Origin of the sequence: Allobranchiibius sp. GilTou38, assembly GCF_017565325.1 — a bacterium.
Classification (GTDB): domain Bacteria; phylum Actinomycetota; class Actinomycetes; order Actinomycetales; family Dermatophilaceae; genus Allobranchiibius; species Allobranchiibius huperziae.
Window position 1 is genome coordinate 140,800 of the sequence record NZ_JAGEKN010000006.1, and the last position, 17,270, is coordinate 158,069.

The window sequence follows — 17,270 nt, forward strand, 5'->3', positions numbered from 1 at the left end:
ATGGCGAGCTTCTCCCAGTTCGGCAACGACCTCTACACCGGTCGCCGGCAGCTGAACATCGTCGGCCGGCGACGCACCTGGTACGCAATCAGCGCGGTCTTCCTCGTGCTGGCCCTCGTGGGCCTCTTCGGCCGCGGCCTCAACCTCAGCCTGGAGTTCAAGGGCGGTTCGGAGGTGCGGGTGACCGGCATCTCCAACCTGTCCAACTATGACGCCCGCGCCCAGAAGGCGGTGGCGTCGGTCACGGGGTCCTCGGCCAACCTGGAGATCAGCAAGGTCGGCGCCAAGTCCATCACCATCGACTCCAAGAAGGTCGGCAACAACACGGCGAACTCAACCGAGAAGGTCGCCACGGCGGTCGCCAAGGAGTTCAAGGTGCCGACCACCTCGGTCGACAGCCAGTTCATCGGACCGTCGTGGGGCTCGCAGGTCACCCACAAGGCCGTCCAGGCGTTGATCGTCTTCCTGGTGCTGGTCTCACTGCTGCTCGGGGTCTACTTCCGCACCTGGAAGATGGCCGTCTCGGCGCTCGTGGCGCTGGTGCACGACCTGGTCCTGACGGTCGGTATCTACGCCCTGGTCGGCATCGAGGTGTCACCTGCCACGGTCATCGGCTTCCTCACGATCCTCGGATACTCCATCTACGACACCGTGGTGGTCTTCGACAAGGTCCGGGAGAACACCGACGAGGCGCTGGCGGCCGGGTCGCGCACCTACACCCAGGCCGCCAACTACGCGGTCAACCAGACCCTGGTGCGCTCGATCAACACCTCGGTCGTCGCCCTGCTGCCGATCGCGGCCCTGCTGGTGGTCGGTTTCACGGTGCTCGGCCCGGGCACGCTGCTCGACCTGGCGCTGGCGTTGTTCATCGGTATCGCGGTCGGCACCTACTCCTCGATCTTCATCGCCACCCCGCTGCTCGCGTCGCTGCGCTCCCGGGAGCCGCAGATGCACGACCTGGAGCGCCGGGCGCACAGCTTCCAGAGCTCCCAGCAGGCCGTCCTCGCCGAGGCCGGCGGTGCGGGGGCCGGCGAGCACCTGCAGGGCGAGGACATCTCGGGCGTCGTCGAGCCGGAGCGCGCCGAAGCGGCCGCCGCCGCACGCCGTACGCGGGTGCGCAAGCGCGAGGTCCACCCGCTCGCCGTACGCGACAGCGAAAGGGACTGATGCCGGTCGACATCGGCCAGGTGCTCCGAGAGCACACCCGGGAGATCCCCGACTTCCCGAAGCCGGGCATCGCGTTCAAGGATCTGACGCCGCTCTTCGCGGACGCCCCGGCGTTCCAGCAGGTCGTCGACGACATCGCGGAGCGGTTCAGAGGTCACGTCGACGCGGTGGCCGGGGTCGAGGCGCGCGGTTTCATCATCGGGCCGCCGGTCGCTCTCGCGCTGGGACTGCCCTTCGTGGCGGTGCGCAAGGCGGGCAAGCTGCCCGGAGAGACGCTGAGCCAGGAGTACGACCTAGAGTACGGCAGCGCCACCATCGAGATCAGCACCGACGCCGTCGGTGCGGGTGACCGGGTCCTGGTGATCGACGACGTCCTCGCCACCGGTGGGACCGCGGCCGCGGCGTGCGCGCTGCTGGAGCGAACGGGCGCCAAGGTCACCGGGATCCAGATGCTGATGGAGCTGGCGTTCCTGCACGGGCGCGACGCTCTGGGCGAGCGCGACGTCCACGTCCTGGTGTCGGTGGACGACGACTAGGATCTGTCCATGAGTGCTGAGGACGGCGGGGCCACAGCGGCACCCTCGTCCGCAGCTGCATCCGCTGCTGCCTCGCGGGTGCGCGCCCGGCTCGTGCGGTTCAGCGGACCGCGCTCCGGGAGCAACCGTGCGTTGGAGCCGCTGCTGCGGACCGTGCGCACCACCCACCCGAAGGCCGACGTGTCGGTCATCGAGCGCGCGTACGCCGTGGCCGAGCGGTGCCACGAGGGTCAGCTGCGCAAGAGCGGCGACCCCTACATCACCCACCCGCTCGCGGTCGCCACCATCCTCGCCGAGCTCGGTATGACGCCCCCGACCCTGGCGGCGGCGCTGCTGCACGACACGGTCGAGGACACGGAGTACTCGCTGGACCAGTTGAAGACCGAGTTCGGCGCAGAGATCGCGATGCTCGTCGACGGCGTCACCAAGCTGGACAAGGTCAAGTACGGCGACGCCGCGCAGGCCGAGACCGTGCGCAAGATGGTCGTGGCGATGGCCCGCGACATCCGGGTGCTGGTCATCAAGCTCGCCGACCGGCTGCACAACGCGCGCACGTGGCGCTACGTGTCCGTCGAATCGGCACAGCGCAAGGCCACCGAAACGCTGGAGATCTTCGCGCCGCTCGCCCACCGGCTGGGCATGAACACCATCAAGTGGGAGCTGGAGGACCTCTCCTTCGCGACGCTCTATCCCAAGGTGTACGACGAGATCGCCCGACTGGTGGCCGACCGGGCGCCCGCGCGCGAGGAGTACCTCAAGGGCGTGGGAGAGCAGGTCAGCGCTGACCTGCGCTCGGCCAAGATCAAGGCCACGGTTACCGGCCGACCGAAGCACTACTACTCCGTCTACCAGAAGATGATCGTCCGTGGCCGCGACTTCGAGGAGATCTACGACCTCGTGGCGGTCCGCGTCCTGGTGGAGTCGGTGCGCGACTGCTACGCGGTGCTGGGCACGCTGCACACGCGATGGAGCCCCGTCCCCGGGCGCTTCAAGGACTACATCGCGATGCCGAAGTTCAACATGTACCAGTCGCTACACACGACGGTCATCGGTCCCGAGGGCAAGCCGGTCGAGATCCAGATCCGCACCTACCAGATGCACCGCCGGGCGGAGTACGGCGTCGCGGCGCACTGGAAGTACAAGGAGGACGCGCGAGCGGGGGCGGGCGGGGCGACCCTCGACACCCGCGACGGGCCGGTCAACGACATGGCGTGGCTGCGCCAGCTGCTGGAGTGGCAGCGGGAGACCAGCGACCCGGGGGAGTTCCTGGAGTCGCTGCGCTTCGAGGTCGGCAGCCGCGAGGTCTATGTCTTCACGCCCAAGGGCGAGGTGATGGGGCTGCCGGCCGGCTCCACGCCCGTGGACTTCGCGTACGCCGTACACACCGAGGTCGGTCACCACACCATCGGCGGGCGGGTCAACGGCCGGCTCGTGCCGCTGGAGTCGCCGCTGGAGAACGGCGACGTCGTCGAGGTGCTCACCTCCAAGGCCGACGGCGCCGGCCCCAGCCGCGACTGGCTCAACTTCGTCAAGAGCCCGCGCGCCCGCAACAAGATCCGGCAGTGGTTCTCCCGCGAACGCCGCGAGGAGGCCATCGAGTCCGGCAAGGAGGCCCTCGCCAAGAACGTGCGCAAGCAGGGCGTCGGACTGCAGCGCCTGATGTCGCACGACTCGCTGACGGAGGTTGCTGCGGGGCTGCATTACCACGACATCGACACGCTCTACGCCGCCATCGGCGACGGTCACGTGTCCGCGGATCACGTGGTGAGCCAACTCCTTTCGTCGCTCGGCGGCGAGGAGGCGACGACGGAGGACCTCGCCGAGGCGACCACCCCGCACGGCACGGCTCGCCGTCGGCAGACCGACCCCGGCGTCACCGTCGTCGGGACGGACGACGTGTGGGTCAAGCTCGCGCGGTGCTGCACACCGGTGCCGGGCGACGACATCATCGGTTTCGTCACCACCGGCAACGGGGTCTCCGTGCACCGCACCGACTGCAAGAACGTCGAGCAGCTGCGCAACCAGCCCGAGCGCATCCTGGCGGTCGCCTGGTCTCCCTCGGCAGCGAGCGTCTTCCTGGTGCAGCTGCAGGTCGAGGCGCTGGATCGCAACGCGTTGCTCTCCGATGTGACGCGCGTGCTGTCCGAACAGCACGTCAACATCCTGTCGGCCAGTGTCGCGACCAGTCGCAACCGGGTTGCGCTGTCGAAGTTCACCTTCGAGATGGGCGACCCGAGTCACCTCAACCACGTGATCCAAGCCGTGCGCAGGATCGACGGCGTCTTCGACGTCTACCGGATCACCGGGTCGGGGCACCGGCGTGCCGACGGGACCTCGCACGCGGCGGCCGACGAGGGGCCGCAGGACACGCCGGACACTCAGGGTGCTCAGGTCATTGACGACCCGGAAGCCGCACGTGCCGCCACCTGACACCGCCCTGTCGGTGCGGTCCCTGTCCGACGGGGGACTCGATGAAACCCTGATCGATCAGAGCACGCGACTGCTGGGGGATCTGATCACCCGCGGCGCCGCCCTCGGTTGGCTGACTCCGCCTCCGCGCGCCGAGGTCGCGGCGCTGCTGTCCCGGATCGCGACGGCGGACCAGGGTGACGCTGCGCTTCTCGTGGCCCGCCATGAGGGGCACCTCGCGGGTTTCGGTTACTGGGAGCGTTACGCGCGCCCGACCATCGCCCGGCACGCGGACCTGACGCTGCTCGCCGTCGGCGACACCTGGCAGGGCGCCGGCGTCGGACGCCGGCTGTGCGGGGAACTGGTCGCGACCGCCCGCCGAGCCGGTGTCGAGAAGCTCACCGTCGACTTCCGCGACGACAACGTGCGCGCCCAGTCCCTCTACGAGTCGGTCGGCTTCCGCCGGTACGGCGTCCTGGGCGACTTCATCGTCGCCGGGGGTCGGCGCTTCGACAAGATGATGTACGTGCTCGACCTGCGCTGAGCCGCCTCAGGCGGCGACTGTCAGCGGATCTGTGGTGCCCGCTTCAGAAAAACGCTGACAACCGAGGGCGGGTCAGGCGGGGGAGAGGAACGCTGCGAGCGCGTCGGCGTACATCTGCTGGTCTTCAGCACCCACCAGTTCGCGCACCGAGTGCATCGAGATGGTCGCGGCGCCGAAGTCCACGGTGCTGACACCGGTGCCGGCCGAGGTGACCGGCCCGACCGTCGAGCCGCAGGGCAGGTCCGAGCGGGTCACGAACTCCTGGACGGGCACGCCGGCCTGCTCACACGCGAGCCGGAACGCCGCCGCGCCCATCGAGTCGGTGGCGTAGCGCAGATTGGCGTTGATCTTGAGCACCGGGCCGCCGTTGACCGCGATCTGGTGCTGCGGTTCGTGACGATCGGCGTAGTGGGGGTGGGTGCCGTGGGCCATGTCGCCTGAGGCGACGACGCTGCCCGCGAGGGCCCGCAGGTGGTCCTGGCGGTCGCCGCCGAGCGAGGCGGTGATCCGCTCCATCACGACGGGCAGGAAGACACTGGCTGCGCCGCGCTCGGAGACGCTGCCGACCTCTTCGTGGTCGAACATCGCGAAGACGGGCACGAGGGCGTCCCTCGGCTGCTCCAGGGCCGTCACCAGCGCCGAGGTGCCTGCATGGCAGGTGGCCAAGTTGTCCATCCGGGCGCCGACGACCAGGTCGCGCTCCCGCCCGAAGATCCGGGCGGGCTGCAGGTCGTGCGTCATCGCGTCCCACCCCAGCACGTCGGCGGTATCGACTCCGACCTGGTGCGCCAGGTAGGCCTGGAAGTCGCCTGGGGTCTCGCCGAGGCCCCAGTGCGGTGCCAGATGCTGCTGGGCGTTCAGCTGTTCGCCCTCACGCACGCTGCGGTCGAGGTGGATCGCGAGGCGCGAGACCCGCAGCACCGGGTCGTCGACGCGGAAGAGCTCGGCGCGCACGCCGGACCCGTCGCGCACCGCGACCCGGCCCGAGAGCCCGAGGTCACGGTCGAGCCAGCTGGAGACCAGCGGGCCGCCGTACACCTCGACCCCGAGCAGCTGCCAGCCGGCGCGGGCGAGGTCGGGGCGCGGTTTGATGCGCAGGTTGGGGGAGTCGGTGTGGGCTCCCACGACCCGGTACGCCGTCGCAGCGCCAGCCGTGTGCTCCGTCGACCACGCGATCAGGGAGCCGCCGCGCACGACGAGGTAGCGACCGGGCTCGGTGGGCCACGTATCGGTCTCGTGCAGCTGCACGAAGCCTGCCGTCGTCAGCCGGGCCGCCGTGGTGGCGCAGGCGTGGAACGGCGACGGACTCGCGTTCAGGTAGTCGACCAGGCCGTCCGCGGCCGTGAGCGCGGGCACTATTCGCCGAACTCCGCCGCGCCGCCACGGGCCTGGTCGAGCCAGGCCTGGCGCGCGGTGAGCGACTCCCGGACCTCCGCAGCCTTGCGCTCGTCGCCGGCGGCCGTCGCCTTGTCCAGATCGGCCTGCAGGTCGGCGACCGCGCGCTCCAGCTGGGCGACCATCGAGTTGGCGCGGGCCGCGATCTCCGGGTCGGTCCTCTTCCAGCGGGTGTTCTCGGCGTCCCGCACGGTCGTCTCGACCCGGCGCATGGCTTTCTCGACGCGTTCCATGTCCTTGCGGGGCACCTTGCCGGCGGCGTCCCAGCGGTCCTGGATCCCGCGCAGCGAGGCCTTCGCGGCGCCCAGATCCTTCACCGGCAGGATCGCCTCGGCCTCCTTGAGCAGTCCTTCCTTGACCACCAGGTTCGCCTCGAACTCCACGTTCTCGGCCGCCACCACCTCGTCCTTGGCATGGAAGAAGGTGTCCTGGGCGGCCTTGAAGCGCTCCCAGAGCTTGTCGTCGTCCGAGCGGGCAGCGCGGCCCGCACGCTTCCACTCGCTCATCAGCCGCTTGAACGCGCCTGCCGTGGGACCCCACTCGGTGGAGGTCGAGAGCTTCTCCGCTTCGGCGACGAGCTCACGCTTGCGCGTCTTGGCCTGCGTGTGCTCGTCGTCCAGGGCGGCGAAATGCGCACGCCGGGCCTTGTCGAAGCCGTTGCGCGCGGCGCTGAACCGGGTCCAGAGGGCGTTCTCGGCGGCCTTCTCCAGACGAGCCCCGGTGCGCTGCGCGGTCTTCCACTCATCCAGTAGCTCGCGCATGCGCGCGGTGCTGGTCTTCCACTGGATGCTGCGCTCGGGGACCGCGGCGATCTTCTCCGCCTCGGCGACGAGCGCCTCACGTGCCGTCATCGCGACTTCGCGCGCGGCGGCGCGTAGCTCACCCTCCACTTGACCCTTAGCCTTCAACGCCGTGGCGATCTGCTCCAGGGTGGCGTCCAGGGCGGCCAGGTCGCCGACGACCCTGGCTTCGCGCACGCTGGTGCGCAGGTGCTTCAGCTGCTCGCCACCCGCCCCCGCCGTCAGGTCGGTCTGGACCACACGCTGCAGGAGCAGTGCCGCCGAGGCGGTGAGTTCGTCGTACTTGCGGGCGAAGTAGGCCAGGGCCTCGTCGTGCGTGGCATCCGGGTAGCTGCCCACCTCGCGCTCACCGTCGGGGGTCCGCACGAAGACGGTGCCGTCCTCAGCGACCCTGCCGAACGGCGCGGCGTTGCTCGCCGGGGTGGCGACCGCGACGGGCTGCACCGCAGCAGGTCCGGCCGCGGGGGTGCCCGGCTTCGGGCCGGGACGCGGGCCGGGAGTGGGATGGGGCTTGGGGATGTCCGTTGACACGGCTCTCATGCCTTCTGTTCGGTGACGGTGATCTTCAGAATGCCGATGTGCTGGAGCGGGGGACCGTCCCCCACGCCGTTGACGCCCTTCTTCGCCAGAGCCTGCAGGATCGGCAGGCCCGAGGTGATCCGCCCGAAGATGCTGTATCCACCGGTCGACGGATCGATCGTGCTCTCCCGGTAGACCATGAAGAACTGGCTGCCGTTGCTGTTCGGATCCTCCGTGCGGGCCATCGCCAGCGTGCCGGCGGGGTAGATCGCATCCGCCGGGGCGTTCTCGATGCCGTACGCGTAGCCGGGACCACCGCTGCCCGTGCCGGTCGCATCGCCGCACTGCAGCACGTAGATGCCGGACGTCGTGAGTCGGTGACACGGGGTCTTCGTGTAGTACGACTTCGCCAGCGTCACGAAGGAGGCAACGGTCTGCGGCGCCTTCGCACCGAACAACGACGCGGTGATGGTGCCGCAGTTCGTCTGGATGGTCGCGGTGAAGGTCCGGCCGGCGGCGATCCTCTTGTCCGGCAGCTTCAGAGTGGGGGAGCCGCTGCGCCCGGTCGGAGCGGCTCCGCAGTGCAGCGACACGGACGTGCCCTGGCTGGTCGTCGCGAGAGACGTCGTGGAGGCGGACGACGTGGTCGTGCCGCCGGCCGAGGCGGTCTGCGAGCCGCACGCGCTCGTCGTACCGGCCGCTGCGAGGACAGCGCAGATCACCGCGCCACGTGACCGTCGCACGCACCCCTCCTCGCCTCGACACGAACCGGCACCGATGGTGGTGCCTTCCGGCAGTGTAGGCAACGGATTAGAAGGGGCCGACCGCCCGTCGGTAGGCTCGCGCGGTGCTCGCTCTCGCCTTCCCCGCCGCCGTGTTCGGCACCAACTGCTACGTGCTGGCGACCGGCCCGGGGCAGGAGTGCATCGTGGTCGACCCGGGGATCGGTGTCACGGACACCCTCGCGGAGGTGCTGCGCGAGCATCGGCTGCGGCCCAGCGCCGTGCTCCTGACCCACGGGCACGTCGACCATGTCTACTCCGTGACCCCCGTGTGCGGCGGGGAACTCGGGGCCTACATCCACCGCGAGGACCGCTACCGGCTCAGGGATCCCCTCGGATCCCTCGACGGGGGACTGCTGGCGATGTTCGAGCAGCAGTTCGGCAAGGCGGCGACCTGGAGCGAGCCGTCGCACATCGTCGAGGTCGACGGCGGCGCCCGGCTCGACCTGGCCGGGCTCACGCTCGACGTGCTGCACGCCCCGGGACACACCGAGGGCTCGGTGATGTTCGGGGTGGACGGGATCCCGGACGGCGTACCGGACGAAGCCGCCTGCACGACGACGATGCTCACCGGCGACGTGCTCTTCGCCGGGTCGATCGGGCGCACCGACCTGCCCGGCGGGTCCTCCGAGGCGATGACGACGTCGCTGCGGGAGGTCGTGCTCCCGTTGTCGGACCAGACGCTGGTGCTGCCCGGGCACGGACCCGGCAGCACGATGGCGCGGGAGCGCGCCACCAACCCCTACTTGCAGAACCTCTAGACGAGAAGGACGTTCACGCACCTCATGGCGAGCAGAGTCACCCCCATCAGCGGCTTCCAGGAGTGGTTGCCGACGCAGCGGATCGTCGAGCAGCACTTCCTCGACACGATCCGCGAGGTGTTCGAGCTGCACGGGTTCGCCTCAGTCAACACCCGCGCTCTGGAACCCGTCGAGCGGCTGTCCGATCAGGGGGAGGACGCCGACAAGGAGATCTACGGCGTACGCCGGCTCGCGGGCGACGACGGCAGCACGCCCGCGCTCGGTCTGCACTTCGACCTCACGGTGCCGTTCGCGCGGTACGTGCTGGAGAACGGCGGCAAGTTGACCTTCCCGTTCCGCCGCTACCAGATCCAGCCGGCGTGGCGCGGCGAGCGGCCCCAGCGCGGCCGCTACCGCGAGTTCATCCAGGCCGACATCGACATCGTCGAGGCCGACACGCTGCCCGGGCATTACGAGGTCGAGCTGCCGCTGGTGATCGCGGACGCGTTCTCCCGGCTGCCGATCGGGCCGTACAAGATCCAGGTCAACAACCGCAAGATCTGCGAGGGGTTCTACCTCGGGCTGGGCATCGAGGACGTCCTGGGCACACTGCGCACGGTGGACAAGCTGGACAAGATCGGCGAGGACGGCGTGCGCAAGGTTCTGCTGGCAGCCGGCCTCAGCGAGGAGCAGGCGGGCAAGTGCCTGGACCTCGCGGCGATCGCGACACCGGACAGCAGCTTCGTGGGTCGGGTGCGCGCGCTCGGTGTGGAGCACCCGTTGTTGGACGAGGGCCTGGCGCAGCTCGCGGCGGTCATGGACGCCGGCAACGAGCACGCACCGGGGGTGCTGTCCGCCGAGCTGAAGATCGCCCGCGGCCTGGACTACTACACCGGCACCGTCTACGAGACGGTCATCGAGGGCCACGAGGACTTCGGCTCCATCTGTTCCGGCGGCCGGTACGACGCCCTGGCCAGCGACGGCAAGCGCACCTACCCCGGTGTCGGCATCTCGATCGGGGTGTCCCGGCTGCTCGGTCTGCTGATCTCCGAGGGCGGGCTGACCGCGTCGCGCGAGACGCCCGCCGCAGTCCTCGTCGCGGTGACCGACGAGGAGTCCCGCTCGGACTCCATGCGGGTCGCCGCGGCGCTACGGGCCCGGGGGATCGCGACGCTGGTGGCTCCGAAGGCCGCACGGTTCGGCAAGCAGATCCAGTTCGCCGACCGGCGGGGCATCCCGTTCGTGTGGTTCCCGTCGGAGGACGGCGACGAGGTGAAGGACATCCGCAGCGGGGACCAGGTGCCCGCCGACCGCGGCACCTGGTCGCCGCCGGAGGCGGACCTTCGTCCGTCGCTCATGCTGCCCTGAGCCTTCGCCTTTCGGACATGCACACCGGGTCATCTGCGACCCGGTGTGCATGTCCAAATTGCCGCTAGGGCAGTTCTTCCAGCTGCAGGCCGAGGGCGCGCAGCCGCAGCCGCGCGAGCGCCTCGATGGTCTCCGGGTCGCGGCGGCGCCACCCGTCGACGCGTTCGTCGCCGACACCGGCGAGTTCGCGCGGCGTGGCCGACCGCAGGGCGTCGAACGCCAGCAGGTCCATCCCGCCGGGAGTGCGTGTCAGCGACCGGGCACGGGAGGCGCGGCGTACGTAGGGCAGGCGGACGAGCGCCCAGATCAACAGCGCGATCGCGATCGGGATGCCCGCCGTGAGAGAACCCAGCACCCGGCCGAGCGTCTCGATCGTGTCGCCGAGTTGGTGACCGGCGTTCGTCATCGAGCTGCCCGCGCCCTGTGCCTGCACGAACGGCTCCTTGAGCTTGCCGCCGACCAGCGGCACCCCGTCGACGGCGCGTGCGGCGTTGCCCATCTGGGTCCGTAGCCGTTCCCCGCCCGCCGACAGGTCCCGCGCGCCGCTCTCGGCGGCGACGGTGTGCCGGTAGACCGCCCACCCGGCGCGGGCCCAGGCGATCACCCAGATCGCCACCAGCGCGTCGAAGACGATCTGGCGGATCAACCGGTCCTGGCGGTCGGCGTACAGCTTCATGGGTTCCGTCGCAGTCTCGGTGGTCTCGGTCGCCTCCGCCCTCGTCGATCGCGGGCTCAGCGTGCTGACGAACCTAGTGCGGGAACCGCTCAGGTTGCGGTGCCACCATCGCGGGCGTGGGGCGGTTGAAGACGGTGGCGGCATCGGTTGCCGCGGTGGTGTGCCTGGCGGCATGCTCCGCGCAGGCATCGGGTGCGGGCCACAGCCAGGCGTCCGATTCCCCGGCATCGAGCGCCATGGACCGGATCGGGACGCCGCTCGACAGCGCGCTCCCGGCGTCGATCCGCGACCTGCGGTTCACCGCCAGCGACGGTCGCACGGTGCGGTTGGCGGACTTCGCGGGCAAGACGGTCGCGATCTCCGACGTCATGACGCTGTGCCAGGAGACCTGCCCGGCCGATACCGCCACGCTGGTGCAGACCGCCCGAGCCGAGGACGCCGCCGGCCGGGGATCGGGGGAGGTGTTCCTCTCCATCACCGTCGACCCGGCGCGCGACACAGCCGCGCAACTCGCGGCCTACCGCAACCTTTTCGTCACACCCCCGGGGAACTGGCTGGCCCTGACCGGCACCGCATCGACGGTGAACGCCCTGTGGAACTACCTCGGCGTATGGCGCCAGAAGATCGGCGAGGGCTCCGGCCCGGCTCCCCGGAACTGGCGCACGAACGCACCCCTGACCTACGACGTCCAGCACTCCGACGAGGTGTTCTTCCTCGACGGTCGCGGGCACGAGCGCTTCGTCCTGGAGGGCGCGCCCTACGCCGCGAAGGGCGCCGTCCCGCGGACCCTCTACGACTTCATGGACGCCGAGGGGCGGCGCGGTCTAGGGGCCGCGTCGACCACGGCGTGGACGCAGGCGCAGGCGCAGAAGGTCCTGGCCTGGGTGAGCGGTCGATCCTCGGCCTGAGCGTCACCAGCCGAGACGGTGGGCGTGGTCGGGTCCGGCGGTGGGCTCGTCCGCAGCGGTCGCGAACGCCTCGAGCGCTGCGATGAGGGCCCCGCGGTCGGTGTCGGGCATGTCCCGCACGATGCGGGCGATGGCCGCGCGGCGGCGGCTCGTCACCGCGTCCACCAACCGGGATCCGTGCGACGTCAATGCGATCGAGACCTCGCGGCGGTCCTGCGGATTCTCCCGCCGGTCCACCAGGCCGTCGCGGACCAGCCGCTCGACCTGACGCTGCGCCGTGGATGCGTTGACGCCGAGACGCGCGGCCAGCCGACTCAGGGTGCCGTCGCCGTCCGCCGCGAGTACGACGAGCGCACGGAACTGGGTGGGGGTCACCGTGTCCTCGACGTCGGCGAGCGACCGCGCAGACACGCCGACCAGTGCCCTGGAGGCCGTCAGAAGCGCGCTGACGAAGTCCTCGGTGTCCCGGTCGCTCTGCTCGTCCGAAGAGGGCTGATTTCGTTGCACGCTGCAATCATTGCAGAATGCAGGGGTGATGGCGACGATCCGGAAGGCGACGGCGGAGGGGCAACCGACCTTCGTGGCGGCAGCGGCGGTGGTCGGGCTGGTCACCGGTCTGGTCGCGGGCAGCTTCGGGCTGCTGCTGGACGCGGCGGGACGCGGTCGGGTGGACCTGGTCCGATGGGCCCACGGCTGGCAGGTGCCGGGGTTCCTCCTGGTCGTCGCGATCTGCGCCTCGGCGACCGGGGCCGCGGCCTGGCTGGTGCACCGGGTCGAACCGCACGCCGAGGGCAGCGGCATCCCGCGTGTCGAGGCGGTGGTGGAGGGCAGGGCGGAGCCGGGACGCTTCCGCATCCTGCCGGTGAAGTACGTGGGCGGTCTGCTCTCCATCGGCTCGGGTCTGGCGCTCGGTCGGGAGGGCCCCTCCGTGCAGATGGGCGGCAACATCGCGGTCATCGTCGCCACCGTCCTGCGCCGGAGCCGCAGCGACCTACGGGTGCTCGTCGCGGCAGGTGCGGCGGCTGGTCTGGCTACGGCGTTCAACGCGCCCATCGCGGGCGGCGTCTTCGTGCTGGAGGAACTGGTCAAGCGGTTCGACCCGCGGACGACCCTGGCCACCCTGGTCGCATCCGCCGCCGGTTTCGCCGGCGCCCACCTGGTGCTGCACGCCACCACGACCACCGACTTCCGGGTGCCGGCGCTCGGCGACCCCACCCTCGCCCAGGCACCGTCGGTGGTCACCCTCGGGGTGGTCGCCGGCCTGCTGGGCGTGGCCTACAACGGCGCCGTCATGGCAGCGCTGCGCATCGCGGACCGCAGCCGCGTCCCCGTGGTCGTGAGAGCACTCGCCGTCGGTGCGGCGGTGGGAGCGATCGGCTGGTGGGCCACCCCGCTGGTGGGCGGCGGCGACAACCTGACCCAGCGAGCGCTGCTCGGCCACGGGGCCGTCCTCGCGGTGCTCGGTCTGATCGCCGTGCGATTCGTGCTGGGCGTGGTCTCGTACGCCGCGGCGACCCCGGGCGGTCTGTTCGCGCCCATGCTGGTGCTCGGTTCGCAGCTCGGGCTCCTCGTGGGGCTCCTCGGCCACGCGGTCGCGCCGCACGCGACGCTCGCGCCCGCCGGGCTCGCGCTGATCGGCATGGCGGCGTTCTTCACGTCCACGGTGCGCGCGCCGGTCACCGGGATCGTGCTCGCCACGGAGATGACCGGGTCCACCTCGCAGCTCGCCCCGATGCTGGGCGCGTGCGCCATCGCGATGCTGGTGGCCATGGCGCTGCGGTGCGCACCCATCTACGACCAGCTGACCCGGCGGTCGGCGTCCGCCGCCCGGGAGAACGCGGCGGAGGCCGCGAGCGGCTCGCACGGCCGCCCGGCGTCCATCGCCGGGTGACATCGGCGCCGCGATCGCGGCGCGGCTTGCCGTGAGCCGTGGTCGGGATGACCTTGAATGGTGCACCGTGACGGGTGCGGTCGAGCGGGCGGTGCGCGGGTGGCTGGACCACCTGCGGGTCGAGCGCGGGGTCTCCCAGCACACACTGAGCGCGTACGAACGGGATCTGCGCCGGTACGTCGCCTACCTCACCGCCCGAGGCATCACCGATCCCGCCGCGATCGCCGAGGCGGATGTGGCGGAATACTCCGCCACCCTGCGCGAGGGCACCGCCGAGCATCCGGGGCTGGCCGCGTCGTCCGCGGCACGCAATCTGGTGGCCGTGCGCGGGTTCCACCGGTTCCTGACCCTGGAAGGGGACACCGTCGCCGACGCGGCCGCCGCGGTGGCTCCGCCGCGTCCGCCGCGGCGGCTGCCCAAGGCCATCCCGCTGGACCAGGTCGAACGCCTGCTCGCGGCGGCCTCGGTGGGCGACACCCCCGCCTCGCTGCGCGACCGCGCACTGCTGGAGCTGCTGTACGGCGTGGGCGCCAGGGTGAGCGAGGCCACCGGACTGGACGTGGACGACCTGGAGTTGGACACCGACGCGGTACGGGTCTTCGGCAAGGGCAGCAAGGAACGGATCATCCCGCTGGGCGGCTACGCCAAGGACGCGCTCACGGCGTACCTGGTGCGCGGGCGCCCCGCGCTGGTCGCGACGGGGAAGGGCACCCCCGCGCTCTTCGTGGGGCAGCGCGGCACCCGGCTCTCGCGCCAGTCGGTGTGGAACATCGTGCAGGCCAGCGCCGAACGCGCCGATCTGAGCGGGCACATCAGCCCCCACACGCTGCGGCACTCCTTCGCCACGCACCTGCTCGAGGGCGGCGCCGACGTGCGGGTGGTGCAGGAGCTGCTCGGCCACGCCTCGGTGACCACGACGCAGATCTACACGATGGTCTCGGTGCAGCAGCTGCGGGAGGTGTTCGCCGCGGCCCACCCCCGCGCACGGTGACGGCCGGCGACGGGCGGCACCGGTAGGTGCGGCATGCGTTAGGTTGAACCGCGATCGGCGCGAGCCGTACGACGCCCTACCCGGAAGAGCACAGATCAGCCGTGAGTTCGACAGACAAGGTGGGCCCGACCGGCCGCCCCCTTCCGACCTTCCCGGCCCCGCGCCCGTTGTCCGCGCACGGGCCGGCCCGCATCATCGCCATGTGCAACCAGAAGGGCGGGGTCGGAAAGACCACCTCGACCATCAACCTGGGCGCCGCCCTGGCCGAATACGGCCGCAAGGTGCTCCTGGTCGATTTCGACCCGCAAGGCGCCCTCAGCGTGGGCCTCGGCGTGCGTGCCAACGAGTTGGACGTCACCGTCTACAACCTGCTGGTCGAGCGTGGTCACGACGTGCACGACGTCATCCAGCAGACGACCACCCCCGGCCTGGACGTCCTGCCGGCCAACATCGACCTGTCCGCCGCCGAGGTGCAGCTGGTCGGTGAAGTGGCCCGCGAGATGGTGCTCTCCCGCGTGCTGCGGCCCGTCGCCGACGAGTACGACGTCATCCTGATCGACTGTCAGCCCTCGCTCGGTCTGCTGACCGTCAACGCGCTGACCGCGTCGCACGGCGTCCTCATCCCGCTGGAGTGCGAGTTCTTCGCGATGCGCGGGGTGGCGCTGCTGATCGAGACCATCGACAAGGTCACCGACCGGCTCAACCCCAGCCTGCGCCTGGACGGCATCCTCGCCACGATGTACGACGGTCGGACCCTGCACAGCCGCGACGTGGTGCGCTCCGTGGTCGACCACTTCGGCGAGGACGTGCTGCACACGGCGATCAACCGCACCGTGAAGTTCCCCGACGCGAGCCTGGCCGCCGAGCCCATCACCAGGTACGCCTCCGGTCATGGTGCCGCGGAGGCCTACCGGCAGTTGGCCCGCGAGCTCATCTCCCGCGGCGCCGCTGCCTGACGTGACCGGCGCAGACGCGACCGGACCTGCTGGGCCCACTGGGCCCGTTGCGCCTCCTGAGCCCCCTCGGTCCGTCGCTCCCGAGCGGAACGGGCAGCCGCAGGCCCCGGGCGGGGTCCTCACCCGGCGGACCGCGAGCACACCGTTCGAGGTGCACCTCGACGTGTTCTCAGGCCCGTTCGACCTCTTGCTGGGGCTGATCTCCAAGCACCAGCTGGACGTCACCGAGATCGCGCTGGCCCAGGTCACCGACGAGTTCGTGGCCCACATCCGGGCCGTGCGCGAGGACGGCGCGGCCGAGTGGGATCTGGACCAGGCCTCGGAGTTCCTGCTCATCGCGGCGACCCTGCTGGACCTCAAGGCCTCGCGGCTGCTGCCCGGCGGCACGGCCGAGGACGAGGAGGACCTCGCGCTGATCGAGGCACGCGACCTGCTCTTCGCACGGTTGCTGCAGTACCGCGCGTTCAAGGATGTCGCGGCGTTCTTCGCCGACCGGATGGCCACCGCCGGGCGGATCACCGCGCGGCAGGCGGGTCTGGAGGAGCGGTTCGCCGCGCTGCTGCCGGAGCTGGTGATGGGCGTGGGCCCCGAGCAGCTGGCACGTATCGCGGCGCGTGCGATGACGCCGCGTCCGGAGCCCACCGTCGGCCTCACCCACCTGCACGCGCCCACCGTCAACGTGCGCGAGCAGGCGGTCATCGTGTCGGCCATGCTGCGCGAACGGCATACGCTCGGGTTTGCGGAACTGGTCGCCGACGCGGACTCGACCCTCGTGATCGTGGCGCGGTTCCTGGCCCTGCTGGAGCTGTTCAAGGAAGCGGCCGTCGCGTTCGACCAGCCCGAGTCGCTGGGTGTGCTGCGGGTGCGTTGGACGGGCACCGGCGAGGTGGACGTGAGTGACGAATTCGACGAACCGGCCGGAGAGGGCGACGAGCACGATGAGTGAGCAGGAGCCCGAGATGGCCACACCCGACATCCAGGAGCCCGACGTCCCGGACGCCGAGGCGCAGCTGGAACTGGACCTGGGCGAGCTGCCGGGCGGGGTCGCCGGCGCCGTCGAGGCGGTGCTGATGGTCGTGGACCAGCCGCTGACCGAGGACGAGCTGGCCGACGGACTGCATCTCCCCGTGGAGGAGATCCGCGAGGTGCTGGAGCGGTTGGAGTCCGGGTACGCCGCGCAGAGCCGGGGTCTCACCCTCCGCTGCATCAACGGCGGCTGGCGCGTCTACAGCCGCGCCGACTACGCGCCGGTGGTCGAGCGCTTCCTCTTGGGCGGCCAGCAGGCCAAGCTCACGCAGGCGTCATTGGAGACCCTGGCCGTCATCGCCTATCGTCAGCCGATCTCCCGTTCGCGCGTCAGCGCCGTACGCGGGGTCAACGTCGACGGAGTCGTGCGCACCCTGCTCACCCGCGGGCTCATCGCCCAGATCGGCGAGTCGGAGGAGGGCGGTGCGGGTCTCTACGGCACCACGCCCTACTTCCTGCAGCGCCTAGGTCTCACCTCCCTGGAGGAGTTGCCTGCGCTCGCGCCGTACCTCCCCGACGCCGACGTCATCGAAGAACTGATCCAAGAAGGACATGCATGAGT

Annotated in this window: 16 protein-coding genes and 1 pseudogene; 12 read left to right on the forward strand and 5 right to left on the reverse strand. The window is 70.7% G+C overall.

From position 1 onward, the window contains the following. Genes secF through JOB34_RS05810 form a run of 4 tightly spaced genes read left to right on the forward strand, consistent with a single transcriptional unit; the run spans position 1 to position 4,656 of the window. Entirely contained in the window at positions 1–1,167 is a 1,167-nt protein-coding gene (gene secF, locus JOB34_RS05795) for a protein translocase subunit SecF (protein ID WP_208051812.1), read from the forward strand. Continuing rightward, the gene (locus JOB34_RS05800; protein WP_208051813.1) at positions 1,167–1,703 is read left to right on the forward strand and encodes an adenine phosphoribosyltransferase; all 537 of its coding nucleotides are present in this window, start codon (positions 1,167–1,169) and stop codon (positions 1,701–1,703) included. The genes secF and JOB34_RS05800 overlap by 1 nt, the downstream gene beginning before the upstream one ends. Positions 1,704–1,712: 9 nt before the next feature. Next, the gene (locus JOB34_RS05805) at positions 1,713–4,133 is read left to right on the forward strand and encodes a bifunctional (p)ppGpp synthetase/guanosine-3',5'-bis(diphosphate) 3'-pyrophosphohydrolase (protein ID WP_208051814.1); all 2,421 of its coding nucleotides are present in this window, start codon (positions 1,713–1,715) and stop codon (positions 4,131–4,133) included. Next, positions 4,120–4,656 (forward strand): GNAT family N-acetyltransferase, encoded by a 537-nt coding sequence (locus JOB34_RS05810; protein ID WP_208051815.1) that lies wholly within the window; start codon positions 4,120–4,122, stop codon positions 4,654–4,656. Before JOB34_RS05805 ends, JOB34_RS05810 begins: the two co-directional genes overlap by 14 nt. 72 nt (positions 4,657–4,728) lie before the next feature. Here JOB34_RS05810 and JOB34_RS05815 read toward each other — a convergent pair whose 3' ends face one another. From JOB34_RS05815 to JOB34_RS17835, 3 genes are read right to left on the reverse strand one after another with little or no spacing between them, the layout of a single operon-like run. Continuing rightward, positions 4,729–6,012 carry a M18 family aminopeptidase gene (locus tag JOB34_RS05815; RefSeq protein WP_208051816.1) on the reverse strand — a complete coding sequence of 428 codons (1,284 nt, stop codon included), beginning with the start codon at positions 6,010–6,012 and terminating at the stop codon, positions 4,729–4,731. Next, positions 6,012–7,391 (reverse strand): DUF349 domain-containing protein, encoded by a 1,380-nt coding sequence (locus tag JOB34_RS05820; protein ID WP_208051817.1) that lies wholly within the window; start codon positions 7,389–7,391, stop codon positions 6,012–6,014. Before JOB34_RS05820 ends, JOB34_RS05815 begins: the two co-directional genes overlap by 1 nt. Beyond that, positions 7,388–8,113: a peptidylprolyl isomerase gene (locus JOB34_RS17835; RefSeq protein ID WP_208051818.1), complete on the reverse strand. Its 726-nt coding sequence runs from the start codon at positions 8,111–8,113 to the stop codon at positions 7,388–7,390. Before JOB34_RS17835 ends, JOB34_RS05820 begins: the two co-directional genes overlap by 4 nt. 104 nt (positions 8,114–8,217) lie before the next feature. Between JOB34_RS17835 and JOB34_RS05830 the strand changes: the two genes are divergently transcribed. Both JOB34_RS05830 and hisS read left to right on the forward strand, forming a co-directional pair. Further along, positions 8,218–8,913 carry an MBL fold metallo-hydrolase gene (locus tag JOB34_RS05830; RefSeq protein ID WP_208051819.1) on the forward strand — a complete coding sequence of 232 codons (696 nt, stop codon included), beginning with the start codon at positions 8,218–8,220 and terminating at the stop codon, positions 8,911–8,913. A gap of 24 nt (positions 8,914–8,937) precedes the next feature. Beyond that, the gene (gene hisS / locus JOB34_RS05835) at positions 8,938–10,260 is read left to right on the forward strand and encodes a histidine--tRNA ligase (protein WP_208051820.1); all 1,323 of its coding nucleotides are present in this window, start codon (positions 8,938–8,940) and stop codon (positions 10,258–10,260) included. A gap of 64 nt (positions 10,261–10,324) precedes the next feature. Here hisS and JOB34_RS05840 read toward each other — a convergent pair whose 3' ends face one another. After that, positions 10,325–10,936 (reverse strand): hypothetical protein, encoded by a 612-nt coding sequence (locus JOB34_RS05840; protein WP_208051821.1) that lies wholly within the window; start codon positions 10,934–10,936, stop codon positions 10,325–10,327. Positions 10,937–11,052: 116 nt separating this feature from the next. Between JOB34_RS05840 and JOB34_RS05845 the strand changes: the two genes are divergently transcribed. Continuing rightward, the gene (locus tag JOB34_RS05845) at positions 11,053–11,844 is read left to right on the forward strand and encodes an SCO family protein (RefSeq protein ID WP_208051822.1); all 792 of its coding nucleotides are present in this window, start codon (positions 11,053–11,055) and stop codon (positions 11,842–11,844) included. Positions 11,845–11,847: 3 nt separating this feature from the next. Here the strand turns inward: JOB34_RS05845 and JOB34_RS05850 are convergent, their stop codons facing one another. Beyond that, a complete protein-coding gene (locus tag JOB34_RS05850; RefSeq protein WP_179480522.1) occupies positions 11,848–12,351 on the reverse strand; it encodes a MarR family winged helix-turn-helix transcriptional regulator in 504 nt (167 codons plus the stop codon). 28 nt (positions 12,352–12,379) lie between these two features. Here JOB34_RS05850 and JOB34_RS05855 point away from each other — a divergent pair, with 28 nt between their 5' ends. The 5 genes and pseudogenes from JOB34_RS05855 (at position 12,380) to scpB (ending at position 17,268) form a co-directional block, all read left to right on the forward strand. Then, entirely contained in the window at positions 12,380–13,735 is a 1,356-nt protein-coding gene (locus JOB34_RS05855) for a ClC family H(+)/Cl(-) exchange transporter (protein ID WP_208051823.1), read from the forward strand. A 67-nt stretch (positions 13,736–13,802) separates the two neighbouring features. Beyond that, positions 13,803–14,726 (forward strand): site-specific tyrosine recombinase XerD, encoded by a 924-nt coding sequence (gene xerD, locus JOB34_RS05860; protein ID WP_347813747.1) that lies wholly within the window; start codon positions 13,803–13,805, stop codon positions 14,724–14,726. A gap of 101 nt (positions 14,727–14,827) precedes the next feature. Continuing rightward, positions 14,828–15,682, forward strand: a complete 855-nt coding sequence (locus tag JOB34_RS05865; protein WP_233762203.1) for an AAA family ATPase — start codon at positions 14,828–14,830, stop codon at positions 15,680–15,682. Positions 15,683–15,788: 106 nt separating this feature from the next. Then, positions 15,789–16,628, forward strand: a pseudogene (locus JOB34_RS05870) (ScpA family protein); the annotation flags it as partial. Next, positions 16,621–17,268, forward strand: a complete 648-nt coding sequence (gene scpB, locus JOB34_RS05875) for an SMC-Scp complex subunit ScpB (protein ID WP_208051825.1) — start codon at positions 16,621–16,623, stop codon at positions 17,266–17,268. The pseudogene JOB34_RS05870 and the gene scpB, both read left to right, overlap by 8 nt. Positions 17,269–17,270 lie beyond the last annotated feature (2 nt).